This is a genomic window from Paraburkholderia unamae (genome assembly GCF_003096875.1).
GTDB lineage: Bacteria > Pseudomonadota > Gammaproteobacteria > Burkholderiales > Burkholderiaceae > Paraburkholderia > Paraburkholderia unamae.
In genome coordinates, this window is sequence record NZ_QEOB01000003.1 from 497,328 (window position 1) to 516,671 (window position 19,344).

Below are 19,344 nucleotides of genomic sequence, written 5' to 3' on the forward strand. Positions count from 1 at the left end.
TGCGTGCGATGTTCCTATTTATGCTTCCTTTACGCGCATGAGCAGAGTCTGTTCATGCTGGCGTGGCCGGTATCACCTGGTATGGGAGGCAAAGATGGATGTCATTGGTCAGCGATCCAGTCCGTGGTTGCACATTTTGGCCATGCTGGAACGCTTTGAAAGCACGCATCAAGCGCTCGATTCGACGCCTCGGCATCGCCTGTCATGCCAACCCAGGACTGGCCGTTCCGAGGGCGTGGCGATCCGGATCATCGAGCGCCCAACACCCTATGTCGCTTCTGTCACGTGGACCGACTCGACTTCATGCCATTACGGCGAACAGTTGTGGACCTGTGCGAAAGCGCGCAGGTCGGGGGTTTGCGTGCTCAGCGGAGAGTCGATCCAGCGTGGCGATGAAGTCTTTCGGCCTCTGAGGCGGCGCCGGCAGATGCCTGCCAACGCGGGATTCATGATGCTGGCGGCTTCGGTGCGGGGGGCGCCCGTCGCCCGGTGACAAGCGTGCCGGGCAGCTCGAACGCGCAGGCGCGCGGATTGCCCCCTAGCCTGATGCCATTGCGCCACGGATGCTCGATCCGTGCACTGGGACTGTCATGGTCCCACTCATTCACTTCGACCGTTCCATCGTTCATTTCACGGCTGTGATTTCGATGGAGCCGGCAATCTCGACCGCTCCCGCAATTTCCCCTTTGCCCGTTGTCCGGATCAGCGCGTCCGGTCGCACCGGGTCGTGCGCCATGATTGCGGCGAAAGCCATTCCGCTCTGGACGATGATCGTGCAGGCGAGCAATCAATCGTGCGAAGCATAAACGAGCCGCAGCGGCAATCGTTCACAGTTCACGCCTGAGACACCGGCAGCCAGCCGGTGCATGAAACGGAGTGAGCCTATGTCCGAACCTCTTACCATCAAGGCGTTAAAAATCCGCGCCGTCGTCGTACCGCTGCGACGCCCCGTTGTGGCCAGCATTGGCCGTTTCGACACCTGGCCGCTCATCCTCCTCGATCTTGAGACGCAAGGGGGTGTCGTCGGCCGCAGCTACGTCTCGCCGTACCGCGCAAGCGCGGTGCCAGCCATCGTCGCCGAACTACGCGACCTCGCCGACACATTCAAGGGCAAAGTGTTCGCTCCGTTCGATGCCTTCCAGTCCGCGGCGCAGTTGCTCAACCCGGTCGGCTTGAGCGGCATCACCACGATCGCAGCGTCCGCACTCGACATGGCGCTTTGGGATGCGCTCGCGAAGCACGCGGGCAAGCCATTGGCGGTTCTGCTCGGAGGCTCGCTCGGCCCCGTACGAGCCTATAACAGCAATGGCTTGTGGCGTCACGAAGTCGGGACGCTCGCGGCGGAGGCGCGGGCGCTTCACGAGGAGGGAGGTTTCCAGGCCATGAAGCTGCGGCTGGGTAACGTTCATTTGGACGCCGATCTTGCGGCAATCGAGGCGGTGCGCGACGGCGTGGGAAGCGACATCGACTTGATGGTCGACTTCAACCAGGCGCTCGGCCTGGGTGACGCGATGCGGCGCTGCCACGAACTGGACGACAAGGGGCTGTACTGGTTCGAGGAACCGATCGCCTACGACAACATCCGTGGTTACGCGCAGCTCGCCGCAAAGGTACGCACTCCTTTGCAGATGGGCGAAAACTACTATGGCGCGCGGGATCTCTATGCGTTCCTCTCCGCGGGCGCCGTGCACTATGCCATGGCAGACCTCATGCGTATCGGCGGCGTCAGCGGCTGGCTGCGTGCGGCACATCTGGCCGCCGCGACTGGCGTGCAATTCTCGAATCACCTCTATCCGGAGATTGCCGCGCATCTCTTGCGCGTCACGCCCACTGCGCACTGGCTGGAGTGGGTCGACTGGGCCAATCCCGTGCTCGCGGAACCACTCGAACCGCGGCGCGGAGAAGTGAGTGCGAAAGACGTACCGGGCGTGGGTATCGAATGGAACGAGAAGAGCGTCGAGCGCTATCTCGTGAGTGCCTGACCCGGCGCCAGATTTTCCTGCTCGCGGTACCGGCGGCTTCCCCTTCGGGACGATCGGCCGCAGCTAATTCACTGGAGACTACCATGGCTTACCAGACCATCAATCCTGCAACAGGCGAGATCCTGAAGACGTTCCAGGGCATCACCGACGACGACGTAGAAACGGTCCTTGCCCGTGCCCAGCATTGCTTCGAGCACGAATGGCGCAACCGCCCCGTGGCGCAGCGAGCAAGCGTTCTCTACCGCGCGGCGAAGCAACTACGCGAGCGCGCCGAGGAGTTCGCGAGCTACGTTACGCTCGAAATGGGCAAACTCATCGGCGATGCCCGTGGCGAAGTCGCGCTTTCCGCCGATATTCTGGAGTACTACGCGGAGCGCGCCGAACATTTTCTTCGACCCGCACCGATCGCAGGCGCGCCGGGCTGCGAGATCGAAACGCGGCCGCTAGGCGTGATCTTCGGCGTCGAGCCGTGGAACTTTCCGTACTATCAGCTCGCGCGCGTGGTAGGGCCACAGCTGATGGTCGGCAACACGGTGATCGTCAAGCACGCGAGCAATGTGCCCCGATCGGCACTTGCGTTCGCGGAACTCTTCGAGGGCGACGGCATCCCTCTGGGCCTCTATAGCAACGTCTTCGCGAACTTCGATCAGGTGGCGCGGTTCATTGACGATTCGCGGGTCCGCGGCGTAACGGTCACGGGTAGCGAACGTGCCGGAGCGAGCGTTGCCGAGCGCGCGGGCCGCGCGCTGAAAAAGTCGGTCATGGAACTGGGCGGGAGCGATCCCTTCATTGTGCTCGAAGATGCCCCGCTCGAACCCACGCTCGACAACGCGCTGTGGGGGCGTATGAACAACACGGGTCAGAGCTGCGTAGCGGCCAAGCGCTTCATCGTCGTTGGCAAGGCGCGTGGCGAGGCCTTCATCGAGGGCCTGGTTGCGCGTATGCGCGCGCTCAAGGTGGGCGATCCCTTCGATGAATCGACGCGCCTCGGACCGGTCTCGTCGGAGGCGGCAATGAAGCATCTGCTCGACCAGATCGCGGCTGCAAAGCGTGGCGGCGCACGCGTGCTGGTTGGTGGAGGGCGGGTGGATCGTCCAGGCTTCTACGTCGAGGCAACCGTGTTGACCGATATCGATCCCCGCAATCCCATTTACACGCAGGAGCTCTTCGGGCCCGTCGCCTCGTGCTACGTCGTTGGTAGCGAAGAGGAGGCGATCGCGGTTGCCAACGCGACGCCGTTCGGTCTCGGCGGCTCGGTGTTTACGGCCGATCTTGCGCGGGGACGACGCGTGCTCGACCGGATCGAAAGCGGTATGGGATTCATCAACCATCCCACCTGGACTGCGCCGAATCTGCCGTTCGGCGGCGTGAAAAATTCCGGATACGGACGCGAACTGGCGGAACTCGGCTTCGGTGAATTCGTGAACCGTCGGCTCGTGAGCATCTCGCCAGCGGGCTCGACGGCGCCTTCGGTCAATCAGGGTGGTTGATTCTGTTACACACAACATCGGAGTGGTGAAATGACAAAGACTGTACAGGAAGCATTCTTCGATATGGCGCGGCATCTGGGATTGACGACGGTGTTCGGCAATCCGGGTTCGACCGAAGAAACGTTCTTGAAGCACTTTCCGGCCGATTTCCACTATGTGCTGGCGCTTCAGGAAGCGCCAGCCGTTGCGATGGCCGATGGCTACGCACAGGCGACGGGCCGGCCAGCACTCGTGAATTTGCATACTGCCGCCGGCATGGGCAATGCCTTGGGCAACATCGAAAGTGCGTGGTACAACCGCGCGCCGCTGATCATCACCGCGGGTCAGCAGACGCGCGAGATGCTGCTGCTCGAGCCGTATTTGACGAACACGCAGCCGCACGCAATCGCGCAGCCTTACGTGAAGTGGTCCTATGAGCCGGCACGGCCCGAGGATGTCCCCGGGGCGCTGATGCGTGCGTATGCAATGGCCGTCCAGGCGCCGGCGGGCCCGGTGTTCCTGTCGCTACCGATGGACGACGCCGACAAGCCGTGTCCGCGCATTCCCGCGGTGCGCTCGATTGGGCGGCACCTCGGCGCAGACACGAAATTTCTTCAGCCAGTGGCGCAAGCGCTGACAAGCGCTCGCTCGCCAGTGCTCGTGCTCGGCGGCGCGGTTGACCAGAGCGGGGGCTGGGACGATGCTGTGCGGCTGGCCGCCAGGTTGCGCTGTCCGGTCTGGGCCGCGCCTGGTGAAGGACGGCCGGGATTTCCCGAAACGCATCCGCAATTCATGGGCTCGTTGCCCGGCGCCATTGGGCCGCTATGCGAGCGACTCGAAGGGCACGATGTGATTCTGGTTATCGGGGCGCCGGTGTTCCGCTACTACCCCTATGTCGCGGGCGAATACATCCCCCAGGGGGCGCGGCTCTTCCATATCACGGACGATCCGTCCGAGGCCGCGCGCGCTCCGGTGGGTGACAGTGTGCTGGCCGACCCGGGACGCGCCTGCGCCGTGCTCGCCGACCTCGTGCGCGAATCGCTGCGCCCCGCGCCCGTACCGCGTCCCGCGCTGCCGGAGCCGGCCGCGGGAGAGCGGATAACAGCGGAGCGGCTGTACTACGAGATCGAGCAGATTCGTCCAGCAGACAGCGTGATCGTGCAGGAGTCGATGTCCACGCTCAAGCAGTTGCGCCAGCGTTTGCCCACGCATCGATCCAACTCTTTCTTTTCGATGAGTGGTGGGGTGCTCGGCTACGGCTTGCCGGCTGCCGTGGGCGTCGCGCTCGCCGAACGCGAAAAGGGCACGAACCGCAAAGTGATCGCGATCGTGGGGGACGGGGCGGCGAACTATGTGATCCAGGCGTTGTGGACCGCCGTGCAGCACAAACTGCCGGTCCTGTTCGTCGTGCCGGCCAACCGGGCCTACAACATTCTCAAGGCATTCGCGAACCAGCTCGATACACCGGGGGTGCCCGGACTCGATTTGCCGGGCCTTGACTTCGTATCGCTGGCGAAAGGCTATGGTTTGCATGCGACGCACGTGAGCGATCCCGCCGCACTCTCAGGTGCGCTACTCGAAGGGATGAGTGAAGACCAGCCGTGGCTCGTCGAAGTCGAAATCGATCCGACAGTGCCGTCGCTGCTGTAGCAGGCATTTCAGTGCGTGTGCGGTGACAGTCGGACCACGGCGCACGCACGGCAGGCGGACTATACGGAAGTATAGGGCCGCCATCCTTTTTAGCAGAAATCTCCAACCGTACGTGATCTGGTTTTCATCTCGCTCAGAACGTAACTTTTACGTGTGGCGCAAGCGCTTGCAGCATGTCGCGGGACACCGTGGCGGCAGCAGTCGATGGCTCGCGAGAGCGCTTCGCGTACACGACCCAACGAGCAAATGCTCGACCCGGCGAGACATTGGCCACGTACCGATCGCCGGCGGACAACACGCGTTTCTGCCGCGGCTGCAGATCGATACACCCCACGGGATGAACGAAACCATGTCAAACCAGCTTGATACTGCGAAGGAAGCGACCGTGGAGGACGCGGGGGGACTGCCGGAGCGCGACGAGGGCGTGGCGGGGCAATGGCGCGCATGGCTCGTCTCGGCGCGGCTCGCACGGCATAGTGCAAACGAAACCATCATGCGCGGCGTGGTCGCCCCGAGCGAACACAGCGCGAGCCAATGCGACCGTGCTGCCGCAGGCGGGAGCCCACTGCGCGGCGGACTCGCGCCATGGCAACTGCGGCGCTCCCAGGTATATATGCTCAAACACATGAACGACAGTGTCTGCGTGGAAAGCGTTGCCTCAGAGTGTGGCATCTCGGTTAACCACTTTGTGCGCGCGTTCAAAGGGTCGGTTGGCACCACGCCGCATCGCTGGCTCATGACCGAACGTCTAAAGGTTGCAATGACGCTGATGTACGACGACAACCAGTCACTCGCACAGATCGCCGTTGCGTGCGGCTTTTCCGATCAGAGTCACCTGACGCGGGTTTTCTCCGCGCGCATCGGCATCCCGCCGGGGCAATGGCGCCGCAACTTAAAGGCGATGCAACCGGCGGTCTCGCCACGTATACGGGCGCTGGTTCACTCGTGGCCGGCGATCGCAAGTCTTCTGGCGTAAGCTGCGACGACCAATCCGGCTCCAGGACACTGTCGGCCTTCGGTTCAGGCCGCCGTGCGATCACGAAAGGATCCGTTCTGATCCGAACCGGATCAACGCGCCGGGCAAGCATCATCAGCGGCGAGTCGGCTGCGAGCAAATTGCGTCGATCAACAGAGACGTCGTCGCGCTGATTCGCTGTCCGTGTCCCTTAATATTTTTTCACCATGGAGTTAACATGAAATCGAAAATCATCAACTTCGCATTCCTAACAGCCTTGTCCAGCACGCTCGTGCTCGGCGCGCACTCAGCCGCTGCTGTGGCGCAAACGCCGGCCACGCTTGCGCCCACTAGTCGAGCCGAGGCCCGCAAGGAAAATCATCAATTGGAACACAACGTCCAGAAGGCGCTGGAAGGAGCGAAAATCGATGTCGCCGATATTCGCGTTGTTGCGAAGCACGGAAATATCGGCCTCGATGGCGAAGTTTCCAACGCGAACGACATCGAAACGGCCGCCGCGGTCGCGCGGAAGGTCGCTGGCGTGACCTCCGTGAAGAACTACCTCAGCGTCTATGAGGAAGGTGCGCAGTAGGCCCTGGTCGAGCAGGCACGTGCCGGCAGTGCTCTCGGCGGCGCAGACAAATCGGGCCGGCACATGCGTTGGAAGCATCGACTGGACTGAGGATTGGGGACAAGCCCATTCCGGGAATTGGAGTTAGGCATGTTTTCGTCACTAGCGGCCGAACAGGAGTTCGAGAGCACGGGGATTGCGGCGTCGCATATCTGCTCCGAGCGGATCTGGCGTAGACCGGAGATGGACGAGCCGGGCGCCGGAAATTCGGACGGGCGAATCACTCTGGCGCGTTGGACGACGGCGGATGGTCCGGTGGTCGATACGGGAACGACGTGTCTGCAGGATTGCTACGTAGTCGGCGTGAGCCTGCGCTCAACGAGGGTGTTGTTCCAGCAGGAAGGAAAGCGCCTATTTGAGGGCCAATTGCGTTCGGGCATGTTCCAGGTGACATGCCCTGGTGTTTCGGCACGTGCGGTATTCAGTGCAGGCTGCGACGTACTGCATTTGCTTACACCGGCTTCGGTCTTGAATGCGGTTTCGATGGAGGCGTTCGACGGGCTGGATGTCGACTTGTCACTGCGACGGCGTCCGGAGATCGCCGGCGACGCCTGCATCGAAAGGCTAGCGAATGCACTTGTCCTCGCCGACGGGTCATTTCGCGCCTATGGCCAGCTATATATGGACAGCGTGAGCATCGCGCTGATCAGCCGCTTGCTGGATCTATCCGTGCGGCCGCATGCGCAAGCCCTGTGGACCCGGCAGGCAGGGCTCCCGAAATGGCGCTTGCAGCGCGTGGTCGATTTCATCGAAGCGAATCTCGCGCGACCCATTGGATTAGAGGATCTGGCCAACGCGGCCGGCCTGACGCGCATGCATTTCGCTTCCCAGTTTCGTCTCGCGACCGGTCTCAGACCCCATGAATACTTGATGAGACGACGTATTGAATTTTCGCAGGCGCTGTTGGCTGCGGGCGACCTCTCGCTCCTCGACGCCGCCCTTCGGGCCGGGTTTCAAACGCAGGCCCATTTCACAACGGTTTTCAAACGGGTCGTAGGCACCACGCCCAAATGCTGGCGCGACGAGGCACGTATTCGCAGCGCGTGAGCCAGCGGAAACTCCGCTGGAGGATTCAATCAATGAGTTGCGTGGTAAGGGCGCAATGCTCGTGATCACCCATGCGCCGCGCAGCATAATCTTCTGTGAACGCAGCGACCATCAATCCAATTCGGCAGCAACTGCTTCTACGCCTCGATTAGCATGGAGCCTTGTCGCTCGCCCCTGGCGCGTTCCCGAAGTCCGGCGATATATATTGCCTGGAGTGTCTCTTGTCTCGATCCAACCAACCGAATCAATGCGCGAAGCCAATTCGTCAGCCGTCCGGGCGAATCACTGCTGGGCTTCGATCTAGCCGAGCGGAAGCGAACTGTTCGCTTTGACTTCCTTGAGCGCGAAACTCGACTGGATGCTCGCGACACCCGGTATTCTCGACAGACGGTCGATCGTGAGCCGTTCCAGCGAAGCCACATCAGGGACCGCCACGCGCAACAGGTAATCGGCTTCGCCGCTCATGAGGTAGCAGTCGAGCACCTCTTCATGGGCCATGATCGCCGCTTCGAACGCGCTCAGGATTTCACGCGACTGCTTTTCCAGCCGCACGCGGATGAAGACGTTGACGTTCAAGCCGACTGACTCCGGATTGAGCACGGCGATATAGCGCGAGATGACCTTGTCGCGCTCCAGCGCCTTGACGCGGGCAAGACATGGCGAAGGCGACAAAGAGATCGCTTCAGCCAATTCGACATTGGTGAGCTTCGCGTTGCGTTGGAGAACCGAAAGAATACGCCTGTCGGTCGCGTCGAGTTTGCGGGTTTCCATATCTTGGGACTTTTCGGACGAACATTTGTGAACTGCGCAAGGGAGCGCAGAAACGGCATACTGGAGCACTTCGCTTTCGTTATGAACATAATGTGACGAATGTGGTGTCGCCGGCAAGATTGAACGCGGTGAAACACCTTCGCGTTCGTTTTGATAGTGACAGTCCACGTCAGGTCCTCGAACCCGCACGTCCGTGCGCCGGGCAATCGCGTTTGTAAACATGGTATATCTATGAGCCGCACGCGCGACAACATCGCCAGGCGCCCTCACAGGACGGCAGCGGAGTCACGTAGTTCTCCATAGGTTACCGAAAGCTTTCGGTCGCGGAATTTTGCGCTGCGCGCTCTCGTCGAAGAAATAAATTCCCTCCGAACAATACGAAGGTTTTCAATGGCAGAAGATTTCGGATACTTGATAGAGCCACTTCGCGAGGGATCAGACTTCACTTTTTACCGCGGCAGGGAAGTCACAAGCCGGATGCCGATCCTAGCGTTAGCCACGACCGCCGATCAGCCATCCCCCTGACCCTGCGCAGGCTCGAACACGAAATGGCGCTTGCGCCGGAATTGAACCCTGAATGGGCTGCACAGCCCCTCGCCCTCACTCGTCATCAAGGGCGTACGGTCCTGCTTATGAGCGACCCTGGTGGCGAGCCTCTGGACGGGTTGATCGAACAAAATAAAGGCCGTCCGCTCGATCTAGTCCGGTTGCTGAAGACGGCGATTGGTTTGGCGTCCGTGCTCAGCCGCGCCCACCGGCAAGGCGTCATCCACAAGGATGTCAAACCGGCAAATGCGCTCGTTGATGACTCGGGTCGCGCCTGGCTTACCGGCTTCGGCATTGCGACACGACTTCACCGGGAGCGCCCGCAGGCCGTCCCGCCGGAGTTCATTGCCGGCACGTTCGCATACATGTCCCCGGAGCAGACGGGCCGCATGAATCGCTCGGTCGATTCCCGCAGTGATCTGTATTCGTTGGGCGTAACGCTTTACGAGCTTTTTACGGGGGAACTGCCCTTTGCAGGCGCAGATCCGATGGAATGGGTGCATTGCCATATTGCCCGGCAGCCACTTCCTCCGGTGAAACGGCGGCCGGATATTCCGCTACTGGTCTCGGCAGTCATCATGAAATTGCTCGCCAAGACCGCAGACGAGCGCTACCAGACAGCCGTGGGCCTTACGCGCGACCTTCAGCGATGTCTGCGCGAATGGAAAACTCATGGCCGCGTCGAAGCGTTTGCGCTTGGGGAGGACGATACGCCTGACCGGCTCCTCATTCCCGAAAAGCTGTACGGGAGAGCCGCCGAGATCGAAATACTGCTCGCGTCCTTCGAGCGGGTCGTAGGCAGCGGCAAGTCGGAACTCGTTCTCGTTTCAGGCCATTCGGGCATCGGGAAATCTTCCGTCGTCAACGAACTCCATAAGGCCCTTGTCCCGCCTCGCGGCCACTTCGCATCAGGCAAGTTCGATCAATACAAGCACGACATTCCATACGCAACGCTTGCGCAAGCGTTCCAAGGTCTCATCCGGCAGATCCTCGCAAAAGACGATCAGGAGTTGAAGGTATGGCGGAATGCAATCATGGACGCACTCGGCTCGAACGCGCAGATCATCATTGATCTTGTGCCCGATCTGAAGCACGCCATTGGCGATCAACAGCCGGTTGCGGAACTGCCCCCGCAGGATGCACAAAATCGCCTGAAACTCGTCTTTCGTCGCTTTGTCAGCGTGTTCACGCGGGACCACCCGCTTGCATTATTTCTCGATGATCTGCAATGGCTCGATACGGCTTCGTTGGATCTGATGGAGGATCTACTCACGCATCCGGACGTGAAACATCTGTTGCTCGTCGGCGCTTACCGCAATAACGAGGTCACGTCCGCTCATGCGTTCTTTCAGAAAATCGAAGCCATTCAGCATGCGGGCACGCTAGTCAGTCACGTCGTGCTTGGTCCGCTAACCCGCAGCGACCTTCAGGAGTTGGTGGAAGATACGCTTCATTGTGTCCCGTCGCGTGCACGGCCTTTGGCGGAACTGCTCGAGGAACGAACCGATGGCAACCCGTTCTTTACCATTCAGTTCCTTTCCGCGCTTGCAGAAGACGCCTTGCTTACATTCGACTATGGTGACGGGCGATGGTCCTGGGACCTAAACCGCATACGCACGAGAGGCTATACCAACAACGTCGTGGATCTCATGGTCCACAAGTTGAACCGATTGTCCAATGGCGCGCAGCAAGCATTGCAACACCTTGCGTGTCTGGGCAACAGCGCCAGCCTCGCCACGTTACGCATGGTGTACCTCGAATCCGACGAACAACTTCACGAACACCTTTGGGAAGCCGCCCAGGCGGGACTCATTTCCCGCTCGCAGGAGACTTACCGCTTCGTCCATGACCGCATTCAGGAGGCGGCCTATTCGTTGATACCTTTGCAGGCGCGCGCGGAGGAACATTTGCGCATTGGTCTGTTGATGGAGACGCGCATCCCCGCCGACGAGCTTGAAGAGGTGATCTTCGAAGTCGCGATTCAACTCAATCATGGCGCTCACCTGGTCACAGGCATGGTAGAGCGAGAGCGGATTGCGCGAGTGAACCTTGCTGCTGGCAGGCGCGCAAAGCTCTCAACCGCGTATGCGTCGGCGCTCGAATACCTTCGCGCCGGACGCGATTGCCTGACCCACGCTGCTTGGGATCAGAACTACGATCTTGTCTTCGCGATTGAATGTCTCCTCGCGGAATGCGAAATGTTGACCGCCAATGCGGTCGCCGTGGAAGAGCGGCTGGGCCTGTTGGCAAACCGCGCATGCAACGCACACGATCTAGCGCTTGTTACTCGCTTGCGCCTGACACTCTATGAACTCATTGGTCAAAGCGAACGCGGGGTCGAGGTATTCATCGAATACCAGAGGGGGCGAGGTTTCGAATGGTCAACGCACCCCGACGATGACGAGGTATTGCAAGAATATGATCGAATCTGGTCGTTGCTGGGAGCCCGGGAGCTTGAAGACCTTGTAGACCTTCCCTTGATCACGGATCGAGACTTGCTCGATGACCTGGCGGTCTTGACCGAAGTCGTGTTGCAGGCGATGTATATCAATTCAGGCCTTCTTGCACTCGTCCTCTGCCGTATGGTGTGCATCAGTATCGAGCACGGCAATAGTGACGCGGCGTGTTTCGCGTACGTGTCTCTGGGTATGCTCGCCGGGCCTCGCTTCTCGAACTATCAGGCCGGATTCCGGCTAGGGAAGCTCGGTCTCGATCTGGTGGAGAAGCGCGGCTTGAGGCGCTATCAGGCGCGCGTGTATTTGCGCTTCGGGAGCCACATCGTACCGTGGGGACAGCATGTCAGGGAGGGCAGGGATCTGCTGCGGCAAGCCTTCGACGCCGCCAATATGGCCGGTGACCTTACTTTCGCCGCGTACAGCTTCAACAATCTCAACACAATTCTTCTTGCCGCCGGCGTTTGCCTGACCGATGTGCAACTTCACGGCGAAGCGGGTCTCCAGTTCGCTGAGCGTTTGCGCTTTGGCCGCGCCATCGCTTCGATAGCGCCACAGCTCGCGCTTGTGCGGTCGCTTCGTGGACTAACGGACAAGTTCGGATCACTGAGTGATGGGAGCTTTGACGAGGTCGGTTTCGAAGAGCAGGTGGCTACCCGCTCGGCGTTGCTAATACCGTGCTGCTTCTATTGGATCCGAAAGTTACAGGCACGCTACCTGGCCTGCGATTACGCCGGTGCACTGGAGGCGTCCGCGAAAGCGAAGCCGCTTCTATGGGCATCGTCGTCCTTTTTTGAAGCGGCAGAGTACCACTTTTACAGCGCCCTTGCGATAGCGGGACACCTTGAATCCGTAAGCGATGAGTCGCGAGGGGAATACCTCAACGCGCTGATCGGCCACCAGGCGCAATTGGCGATCTGGAATGCGAATTGCCCGGAGACATTCGAGGACCGCTTTGTACTTGTCCATGCAGAAGTCGCCCGAGTCGAACTGCGGGACATCGATGCGATGCGCCTGTACGAGCGAGCGATCGCCTGTGCACATGCAAGCGGCTTTATCCACAACGAAGCCATCGTGTGCGAGATTGCAGGAGGCTTCCATTTGTCGCGTGATATCGAAACAGCAGGCTATGCCTACCTCGGCCGGGCGCGCAACTGCTACGACCGCTGGGGTGCGGCCGGCAAGGTCAAGCAACTGGACGAGAGGTATCCGCGCTTGCGAGCGGGGCGGCTATCGCTTCCCTCAGCGGCGAGTGGCGATCCTGTTGCGCAACTGGATGTTGAGACTGTTGTGAAAGCGTCCCAAGCCATTTCGAGCGAAATGTTGCTGCCGTCACTGATCCAGACATTGATGCGGATCGCCATGGAGCACGCGGGCGCAGAACGGGGCGTGTTGATGCAGATCCGTGAGGAAGGGCTAAAGGTGGAGGCCGAAGCGATCACTGGATCAGGCCGGATCGAGATAACGCATCAGCCGGCGATCGTCGGCCCGCTCGATCTTCCGCAATCCATACTGCAAGTCGTCGCTCGAACGCAGGAGCGTGTGCTTCTCGACGATGCCTCGATCGATCTCATCTATTCAAAGGACGAGTACATCCAACACAAGCGGGCGCGGTCTATATTGTGCTTGCCGATCGTCAAGCAGGGAACGCTTTTCGGAGTCCTGTATCTGGAGAACAACCTGGCGTCAGGCGTCTTCACATACGGCAAGGTCGCGGTGCTGCAGTTGCTTGCTTCACAGGCAGCCATTTCGCTAGGGAGCGCCGGCCTCTTCGCGGGATTGCAACGCAGTGAGGCTTTCCTGGCTCAAGGGCAAAGGATCAGCCATACGGGCAGCTTCGGATGGCGCGTCGAGAACGAGCAGTACTACTGGTCGAATGAAACCTACGACATTCTCGAGTATGGCCTGGATGTGCGGGCCTCGATGGATCTGACGTTGCAAAGAACCCATCCTGACGACCACGATCGGGTGAAGCGGGCTTTCGACCAGCCTCTTAGCGAAGAGCGTGAGAGTGACTTCGACATTGAATATCGCTTGATGATGCCCGATGGAAGAATCAAGCACGTTCACGCCACGGGAAGGAGGGCGGATGCCGGCGATCTCGACTTTGTGGGAGCCATACGCGATATCACGGAGCGCAAGCGGGCGGAGGTGAACTTGCGTCAAGCGCTGACCGATCTTGCTCACATTAGCCGCGTAACGACGATGGGAGAACTGACTGCATCGCTCGCTCATGAAATCTCGCAACCGATCGTTGCGGTCATCGCTAACGCGGAAGCCAGCCTGCGATGGCTCGACCGGGATCCGCCCAAGTTCGAAAAAACGCGCGAATCTGCTGAAAGAATCGTGCGAGATGGACACCGTGCCGCTCAAATCATCGATCGAATCCGAGCGCAATTCAAAAAGGAAGTTCTCGAACCCGCGGTCTTCTGTATCAACGAGATTGTTGGCGAGACCGTTGAACTCCTAAGCAGGGAAGCTCAGCGTTTCGACATTTCAGTGCGCGCGGAATTGGAAACGGGGCTCCCATCGGTTGTCGGTGATCGTGTGCAAATTCAACAGGTCATGATGAATCTCATCCTCAACAGTATCGAGGCGACAAAGGCGAGTGATGGACTGCGGGAAATGGTCGTGAAATCTGAACGGGCGGACGATGAATGGATTCTGGTTTCGGTCAGCGACACCGGTGCAGGGGTTCCGCCGCAGCTTGCGCAACAGATATTTGATCCGTTCTTTACTACCAAACCGCATGGCACCGGCATGGGTCTTCGCATCAGCCGTTCTATCGTCGAGGCCCATGGTGGACGACTGTGGGTTTCGGAAGGGCCTCGACGAGGCGCCGTGTTCCAGTTCATGATTCCAGGTGCAGGGGGGAACACGGAGGTTCCTGCCGAATTACGCAGCCGTTGAACGTCGCGCTAGCTGGCCAGACAATACCTTCTCGTTTTCGCTCTCGTTGGGGGTGAATCGGTTCGCCCCCAACGGCGCACTGTTGCTGAAGTAGTCGCGAGTATAACTACTGGGGGTTTTGCCGGTAAACGAGGTGAATGCGAGAGTGAACGCCGCAACGCTGTTGAATCCGACGTCCAGCGCAGTCTGGGTGACAGACAAGCGCCTGAGGGTCAACAGTTCGATGGCGCGGGTCATTCTCAGCTCCTGGAGAAAGCGACGCCAGCTCATTCCGAGCTCGTCCTGGAAATAGCGGCGTAGTGTGCGCACCGAAGTCCCGGCCGCTTCTGCCGCGAGTTCGATCGTGACGCAGTCCAGTCGCGTCCGGCTGAATGCAATCGCCCGCTTTAGCTCCTCGGATTCTCCAAACGGAATCCACATCATCCGCGAGCACTGGAACCATTCCTTGCAAAGAAGGCCCAGCGCATTGAAGTAGGCGTTGGCGACTGAGTCCTCGGCCGCACGATCCCGTCCCCAACGCAGCGCGTAGCCCAGCATTTCCTTTGCGAGACCGTTGATCGGGGCAGCCCAACATCCTTCGTGCTCCCAAACAGTATGTTGCGCGCCGAGGTGCGCAACGGCGACCACCGCGTCGGGGCTCGTATAGACCCGATAGGGGCGACTGTGAGGAATGAAGACCATGTGCGCCGGTAGCAATACCCACTGGCCGTGCGGCCCTTCGAGTTTCACCCTGCCTTGCTCGATGCAGAGGATCTTGTTTTTGGGGTCGCCGAGCGATCCGGTAGTGGTCTTCCCTGGTCTGACCTTTTCGACGCATTCGGCGAATTCGTCAGTGCATTTGAACGGATTTCCTGGGTCGTCCTCCGGCATCACCCAGTCCACCCGTGTGTAATCCGCTGCCATGGTGTCTCTCTCCAGTGCATTCCGGCCGGCCAGCCGATGGCCGAATTTCGATGGCGTGCTGGCCGATTTTAGGTTGGACGCCGGTTCGGCGTCGTCCAATAATAGTAAAAACAAAAAACAGCAGTAGCAAACACTGAATTCGGCCAACCGCATTCATGGAGTGAGACATGGCGGCAAATCATCCAGGCGCGAGGGCGCAGGACCTTTCGCATCCGGCGCCCATATTGAAGGTGCAGGGCATCGCTAAGCGCTTCAACGGCGTACCTGCGCTTCAGGACGTGAGTTTCGATGTGTACCCAGGGGAGATCGTTGCGCTCCTCGGAGAAAATGGGGCCGGCAAATCGACCCTGATAAAGATACTGGCAGGCGTTCACGCGCCTTCCTCGGGGGGCCTGCTGTTTCGCGGCGAACCGGTCGATGCGCGGGCCATGCATGGCCGGCTTGCCTTCGTTCACCAGGACCTGGGTCTCGTTGACTGGATGACGGTCGCGGAAAACATGGCGTTGGCGACGACGTTCTGCAAGAAACGAGGATTGATCGCGTGGCGGGACGTGAAAGAAAGAGCGCGCGCAGCGCTCGCGCTGGTCGGCGGCGATATCGATCCAGACCAGCGTGTGGCGTCGTTGTCGCGCGCCGAACGATCGCTCGTCGCGATTGCCCGCGGCCTGTCGAGTTGCGCGGACTTGCTGGTGCTCGACGAGCCAACCGCGAGCTTGCCGGAGAGCGAAGTGCAGCAGTTACATCAGGTACTGCGCAAGCTCCGGGCGCAGGGGGTGGCGATGATCTACGTTTCCCATCGGCTCGACGAAGTGTTCTCACTGTCCGACCGGATTGTGGTCCTGCGCGACGGCCGGCGTGTTGCTGATCAGACGACGGCCACGACACAGCCAGCGGAACTGATTCGCCACATTGTCGGCAGGGAACCGGACTCCGTCTTCGTGCGTCCGCCCGCGACCGCCGCCGCGCCTGTTGCATTGTCCGTGCGCCGGCTTTATACGGACGAAGCCGGTCCATTGAATTTCGACGTGCGCCGAGGCGAGATTCTGGGTCTCGTCGGACTGCGCGGCGCGGGTCACGACACCGTGGGCAAGGCGTTGTTTGGCGCCGAGCCCGTTCTTTCCGGGACCATCCTGCTCGACGGCCGCAGCGTCGATCTTTCCACGCCGGGCGCGGCCTTGCGTAACGGCCTGTGCCTCGTTGCAGGCGATCGTTATGGCGAGTCGGTCGCACCGGGACTGAATATCCGCGAGAACCTGTTTCTGAATCCGAAGGCGACAGGGCGCGCGTGGTTTGCACCGCGTTCGGCCGCGAACGAAGCAGACGAGGCGCTAACGTTGGGTCGGCGCGTGGCCCTGAAACCCAACGATCCAGGCGCGTTGATCGAGACCCTCTCCGGGGGCAACCAGCAAAAGGTGGTGATCGCGCGCTGGCTGCGCATCGGCGCACAGGTGCTCGTGCTCGAGGACCCCACGGCCGGTGTCGACATCGGCGCCAAGGCCGAGATTTACCGGCTGCTTGGTGACGCCGTTCGAACCGGCATGGCAGTCGTCCTGATTTCCTCGGATTTCGAGGAGACTGCACAGATCTGCCATCGCGCGCTCGTGTTCCGCAACGGCACGATCACGCGCGAATTGCCGCTCGAACAACTAAGCGTTTCCGAGTTACTGCATTGCGCGTCGCTCGACTATGGCGTCGCGCCAAGCGCCCCCCTTTCAATGAACGCCTGAGGCAATACCATGCAATCACTCAAATCCAATGCGCTCGAGCCCACTCGCCGCGAACTTGCCGCAATGGCGCCGCTCTCGCGAGTCATGAAGCTGCTCCCTGTCTTCGGACTGCCGATACTGACATTCGCGCTGATTGCCGTGTTTTCGGTGGCGCTGCCGGACACGTTTCCGACACTGCTCAACGCGCGCTCGATCATCGGTGACAAGTCCATCATCGCGATTCTGGCACTCGCCGCGATGATTCCAATGGCGACGGGGCGTATCGACCTGACCGTGGGATACGGCATTGTGATGTGGCACATCCTCGCCATCAGCCTGCAAACGGCATACGGGATCGACTGGCGCCTGGCGGTGCTGATCGTGCTGGCGCTCGGCGCGCTGCTCGGGTTCATCAACGGCGTGCTCGTGGAAGTCGCGCAGATCGATTCCTTCATTGCGACCCTCGGCACGGGGACCGTGCTGTACGCATTCGCCATGTGGCATACGGGCGGAAGACAGGTGATCGGTTCGCTGCCCGACGCCTTTACGTCAATTTTTTCGACCTCATTATTCGGACTGCCAATTGCTGCGACGTACGTAGTCATCCTTTCGATCGTGCTATGGATCGCCGCGGATTATCTGCCGATCGGGCGCTACTTCTACGCGATCGGAGCGAACCCGCGCGCCGCTGCGCTCAATGGCATCCCCACACGCCGTTATGTGATGCTCGCGTTCGTCAGCTCGGGCGTCCTGACTGCATTCGCCGGCGTGGTGCTCGCGGCCAAGTTGCGCATCGGGCAGGCGAGCGTCGGTCTCGACTACCTCCTGCCTGCACTCGTCGGTGCATTCCTCGGGTCGACGACGATCAAGCCCGGTCGCGTCAACGTATGGGGAACGGTTTTCGGCGTGTCGATTCTGGCAGTGGGCATTGCCGGCATCCAGCAAATGGGTGGCGACTTCTATGTCGAGCCGCTCTTCAACGGAGCCACGCTGCTCGTTGCGATCGGTATTGCCGGTTACACACAGCGGCGCAGACGCAGTCCTCGTCGCAACACAAGCGCAGTGCAGCCCGTGAACCCGCAGGCGACCACGGAAAGCTCGCCGTCTGCTACATCGGAGTCCTGATGAACTTGGAGCGCTACAGTAATCAAAACCAGATTGGAGACGTCATGAAACGCACACTTATTCTTTCCGCTTCGGCCGTCCTGTTGGCCTGCATGACAGCGACCGCCTTTGCCGATGGCGACATTGTCGCGCAGGCCAAGGCGTACACCGCGAACGTCACCCGGTCCAGCTTGCCGTGGACCGGGCCGACCACCGGGCCGGCGGCCCAGCACGGCAAGACCATCGTGTTCGTATCGGCCGACCAGCGTGACAGCGGACCGCGCGGTGTCGCGCAAGCCGTGCAACAGGCAGCGAAAACGATTGGATGGAACTATCGGCTCATCGACGGGCAGGGCTCCATATCGGGCCGGTCCGCCGCTCTGAATCAGGCCATCGCGCTCAAGCCGGACGGCATCGTGCTTGGAAGCGTCGACGCGAGGGAACAGGCTGCGCTGATCCAGCAAGCCGCTTCCCGCGGCATCAAAGTCGTGAGCTGGCATTCGCTGCCGAAGCCAGGGCCGGCTGCGCAGTACGGCATTTTCACGAACCTGGCGACCGATCCGCTCGAGGTTGCCAAGGCGGCCGTGATGTATGTGATCGCTACCTCGAATGGCCGGGCGGGGGTGGTGATTTTCACGGATTCGACCTACGAGATTGCAACGGCCAAGGCGGACGCGATGGCTGCGTTGGTGAAGCAATGCACGGGCTGCCAGTTGCTGAAAGTCGAGGATACGCCACTGTCCGATACCGCGACCCGTATTCCACAACTCTCCGCGACGCTGCTCCAGCGCTATGGCGCAAAGTGGACCTGGGCCTTGACCATCAACGACATGCCGTTCGACTTCATGTCCCCGACCTTGCAGCAAGCCGGCTATAAGGGCACCGGTCCGTTACTTGGGGTGTCGGCGGGAAATGGCAGCGAGTCCGCGTTCCAGCGCATCCGCGACCACGACTACCAGGCGGCGACCGTGGCGGAACCGGTGTCGCAACAGGGCTGGCAGGCGGTCGATGAACTGAATCGGGCATTCTCGGGAGCCCCCGCGAGTGGTTATGCGGCACCCGTGCATCTCGTTACGGGTGCCAACATTGCGTCGGACGGCGGCAAGGAGAACGTCTACGACCCGGACAATCACTACCGCGATGTTTATCGGCATATCTGGAAGATTCAGTAGTTCTAATTTTATTTCGGACGGAATTGAAACATGACACAGGCAAAT

Annotated in this window: 14 protein-coding genes; 11 read left to right on the forward strand and 3 right to left on the reverse strand. The window is 60.5% G+C overall.

Annotation, left to right across the window (positions count from 1 at the left end; all coding sequences use genetic code 11):
- The first annotated feature begins 94 nt into the window (after positions 1 to 94).
- Positions 95 to 493 (forward strand): DUF3331 domain-containing protein, encoded by a 399-nt coding sequence (locus tag C7402_RS09305; RefSeq protein ID WP_165841841.1) that lies wholly within the window; start codon positions 95 to 97, stop codon positions 491 to 493.
- A gap of 132 nt (positions 494 to 625) precedes the next feature.
- On the opposite strand, the gene C7402_RS47975 is transcribed toward C7402_RS09305, so the two are convergent.
- Positions 626 to 754 (reverse strand): hypothetical protein, encoded by a 129-nt coding sequence (locus C7402_RS47975; RefSeq protein ID WP_279635542.1) that lies wholly within the window; start codon positions 752 to 754, stop codon positions 626 to 628.
- A 112-nt stretch (positions 755 to 866) separates the two neighbouring features.
- Here C7402_RS47975 and C7402_RS09315 point away from each other — a divergent pair, with 112 nt between their 5' ends.
- From C7402_RS09315 to C7402_RS09340, 6 genes are all read left to right on the forward strand, one after another.
- Positions 867 to 1,982, forward strand: a complete 1,116-nt coding sequence (locus C7402_RS09315; protein ID WP_208948918.1) for an enolase C-terminal domain-like protein — start codon at positions 867 to 869, stop codon at positions 1,980 to 1,982.
- Positions 1,983 to 2,065: 83 nt separating this feature from the next.
- A complete protein-coding gene (locus C7402_RS09320; RefSeq protein WP_116610401.1) occupies positions 2,066 to 3,472 on the forward strand; it encodes an NAD-dependent succinate-semialdehyde dehydrogenase in 1,407 nt (468 codons plus the stop codon).
- A gap of 30 nt (positions 3,473 to 3,502) precedes the next feature.
- The gene (gene mdlC / locus C7402_RS09325; protein ID WP_116610402.1) at positions 3,503 to 5,101 is read left to right on the forward strand and encodes a benzoylformate decarboxylase; all 1,599 of its coding nucleotides are present in this window, start codon (positions 3,503 to 3,505) and stop codon (positions 5,099 to 5,101) included.
- Positions 5,102 to 5,438: 337 nt separating this feature from the next.
- Complete coding sequence (locus tag C7402_RS09330) at positions 5,439 to 6,077, forward strand: helix-turn-helix domain-containing protein (protein ID WP_116610403.1); 639 nt, start codon at positions 5,439 to 5,441, stop codon at positions 6,075 to 6,077.
- Positions 6,078 to 6,294: 217 nt separating this feature from the next.
- Positions 6,295 to 6,648, forward strand: a complete 354-nt coding sequence (locus tag C7402_RS09335; protein ID WP_116610404.1) for a BON domain-containing protein — start codon at positions 6,295 to 6,297, stop codon at positions 6,646 to 6,648.
- 129 nt (positions 6,649 to 6,777) lie between these two features.
- On the forward strand, positions 6,778 to 7,734 hold the full coding sequence (locus C7402_RS09340) for a helix-turn-helix domain-containing protein (protein WP_116610405.1): 957 nt from the start codon (positions 6,778 to 6,780) through the stop codon (positions 7,732 to 7,734).
- Between the two features lie 300 nt (positions 7,735 to 8,034).
- Here the strand turns inward: C7402_RS09340 and C7402_RS09345 are convergent, their stop codons facing one another.
- Positions 8,035 to 8,505 (reverse strand): Lrp/AsnC family transcriptional regulator, encoded by a 471-nt coding sequence (locus tag C7402_RS09345; RefSeq protein ID WP_116610406.1) that lies wholly within the window; start codon positions 8,503 to 8,505, stop codon positions 8,035 to 8,037.
- Positions 8,506 to 9,053: 548 nt separating this feature from the next.
- Here C7402_RS09345 and C7402_RS09350 point away from each other — a divergent pair.
- Positions 9,054 to 14,414 carry a trifunctional serine/threonine-protein kinase/ATP-binding protein/sensor histidine kinase gene (locus tag C7402_RS09350; RefSeq protein WP_116610407.1) on the forward strand — a complete coding sequence of 1,787 codons (5,361 nt, stop codon included), beginning with the start codon at positions 9,054 to 9,056 and terminating at the stop codon, positions 14,412 to 14,414.
- Here C7402_RS09350 and C7402_RS09355 read toward each other — a convergent pair.
- Positions 14,400 to 15,464 (reverse strand): helix-turn-helix domain-containing protein, encoded by a 1,065-nt coding sequence (locus tag C7402_RS09355; protein ID WP_165841842.1) that lies wholly within the window; start codon positions 15,462 to 15,464, stop codon positions 14,400 to 14,402. The genes C7402_RS09350 and C7402_RS09355 overlap by 15 nt on opposite strands.
- Positions 15,465 to 15,484: 20 nt before the next feature.
- On the opposite strand from C7402_RS09355, the gene C7402_RS09360 reads away from it, so the two are divergent.
- Genes C7402_RS09360 through C7402_RS09370 form a run of 3 tightly spaced genes read left to right on the forward strand, consistent with a single transcriptional unit; the run spans position 15,485 to position 19,299 of the window.
- Positions 15,485 to 17,044 (forward strand): sugar ABC transporter ATP-binding protein, encoded by a 1,560-nt coding sequence (locus C7402_RS09360; protein ID WP_116610409.1) that lies wholly within the window; start codon positions 15,485 to 15,487, stop codon positions 17,042 to 17,044.
- 9 nt (positions 17,045 to 17,053) lie between these two features.
- Positions 17,054 to 18,148, forward strand: coding sequence for an ABC transporter permease (locus C7402_RS09365; protein WP_116610410.1), 1,095 nt, complete (start codon positions 17,054 to 17,056; stop codon positions 18,146 to 18,148).
- A 44-nt stretch (positions 18,149 to 18,192) separates the two neighbouring features.
- Positions 18,193 to 19,299 carry a substrate-binding domain-containing protein gene (locus C7402_RS09370; RefSeq protein WP_116610457.1) on the forward strand — a complete coding sequence of 369 codons (1,107 nt, stop codon included), beginning with the start codon at positions 18,193 to 18,195 and terminating at the stop codon, positions 19,297 to 19,299.
- The last annotated feature ends 45 nt before the right edge of the window (positions 19,300 to 19,344 follow it).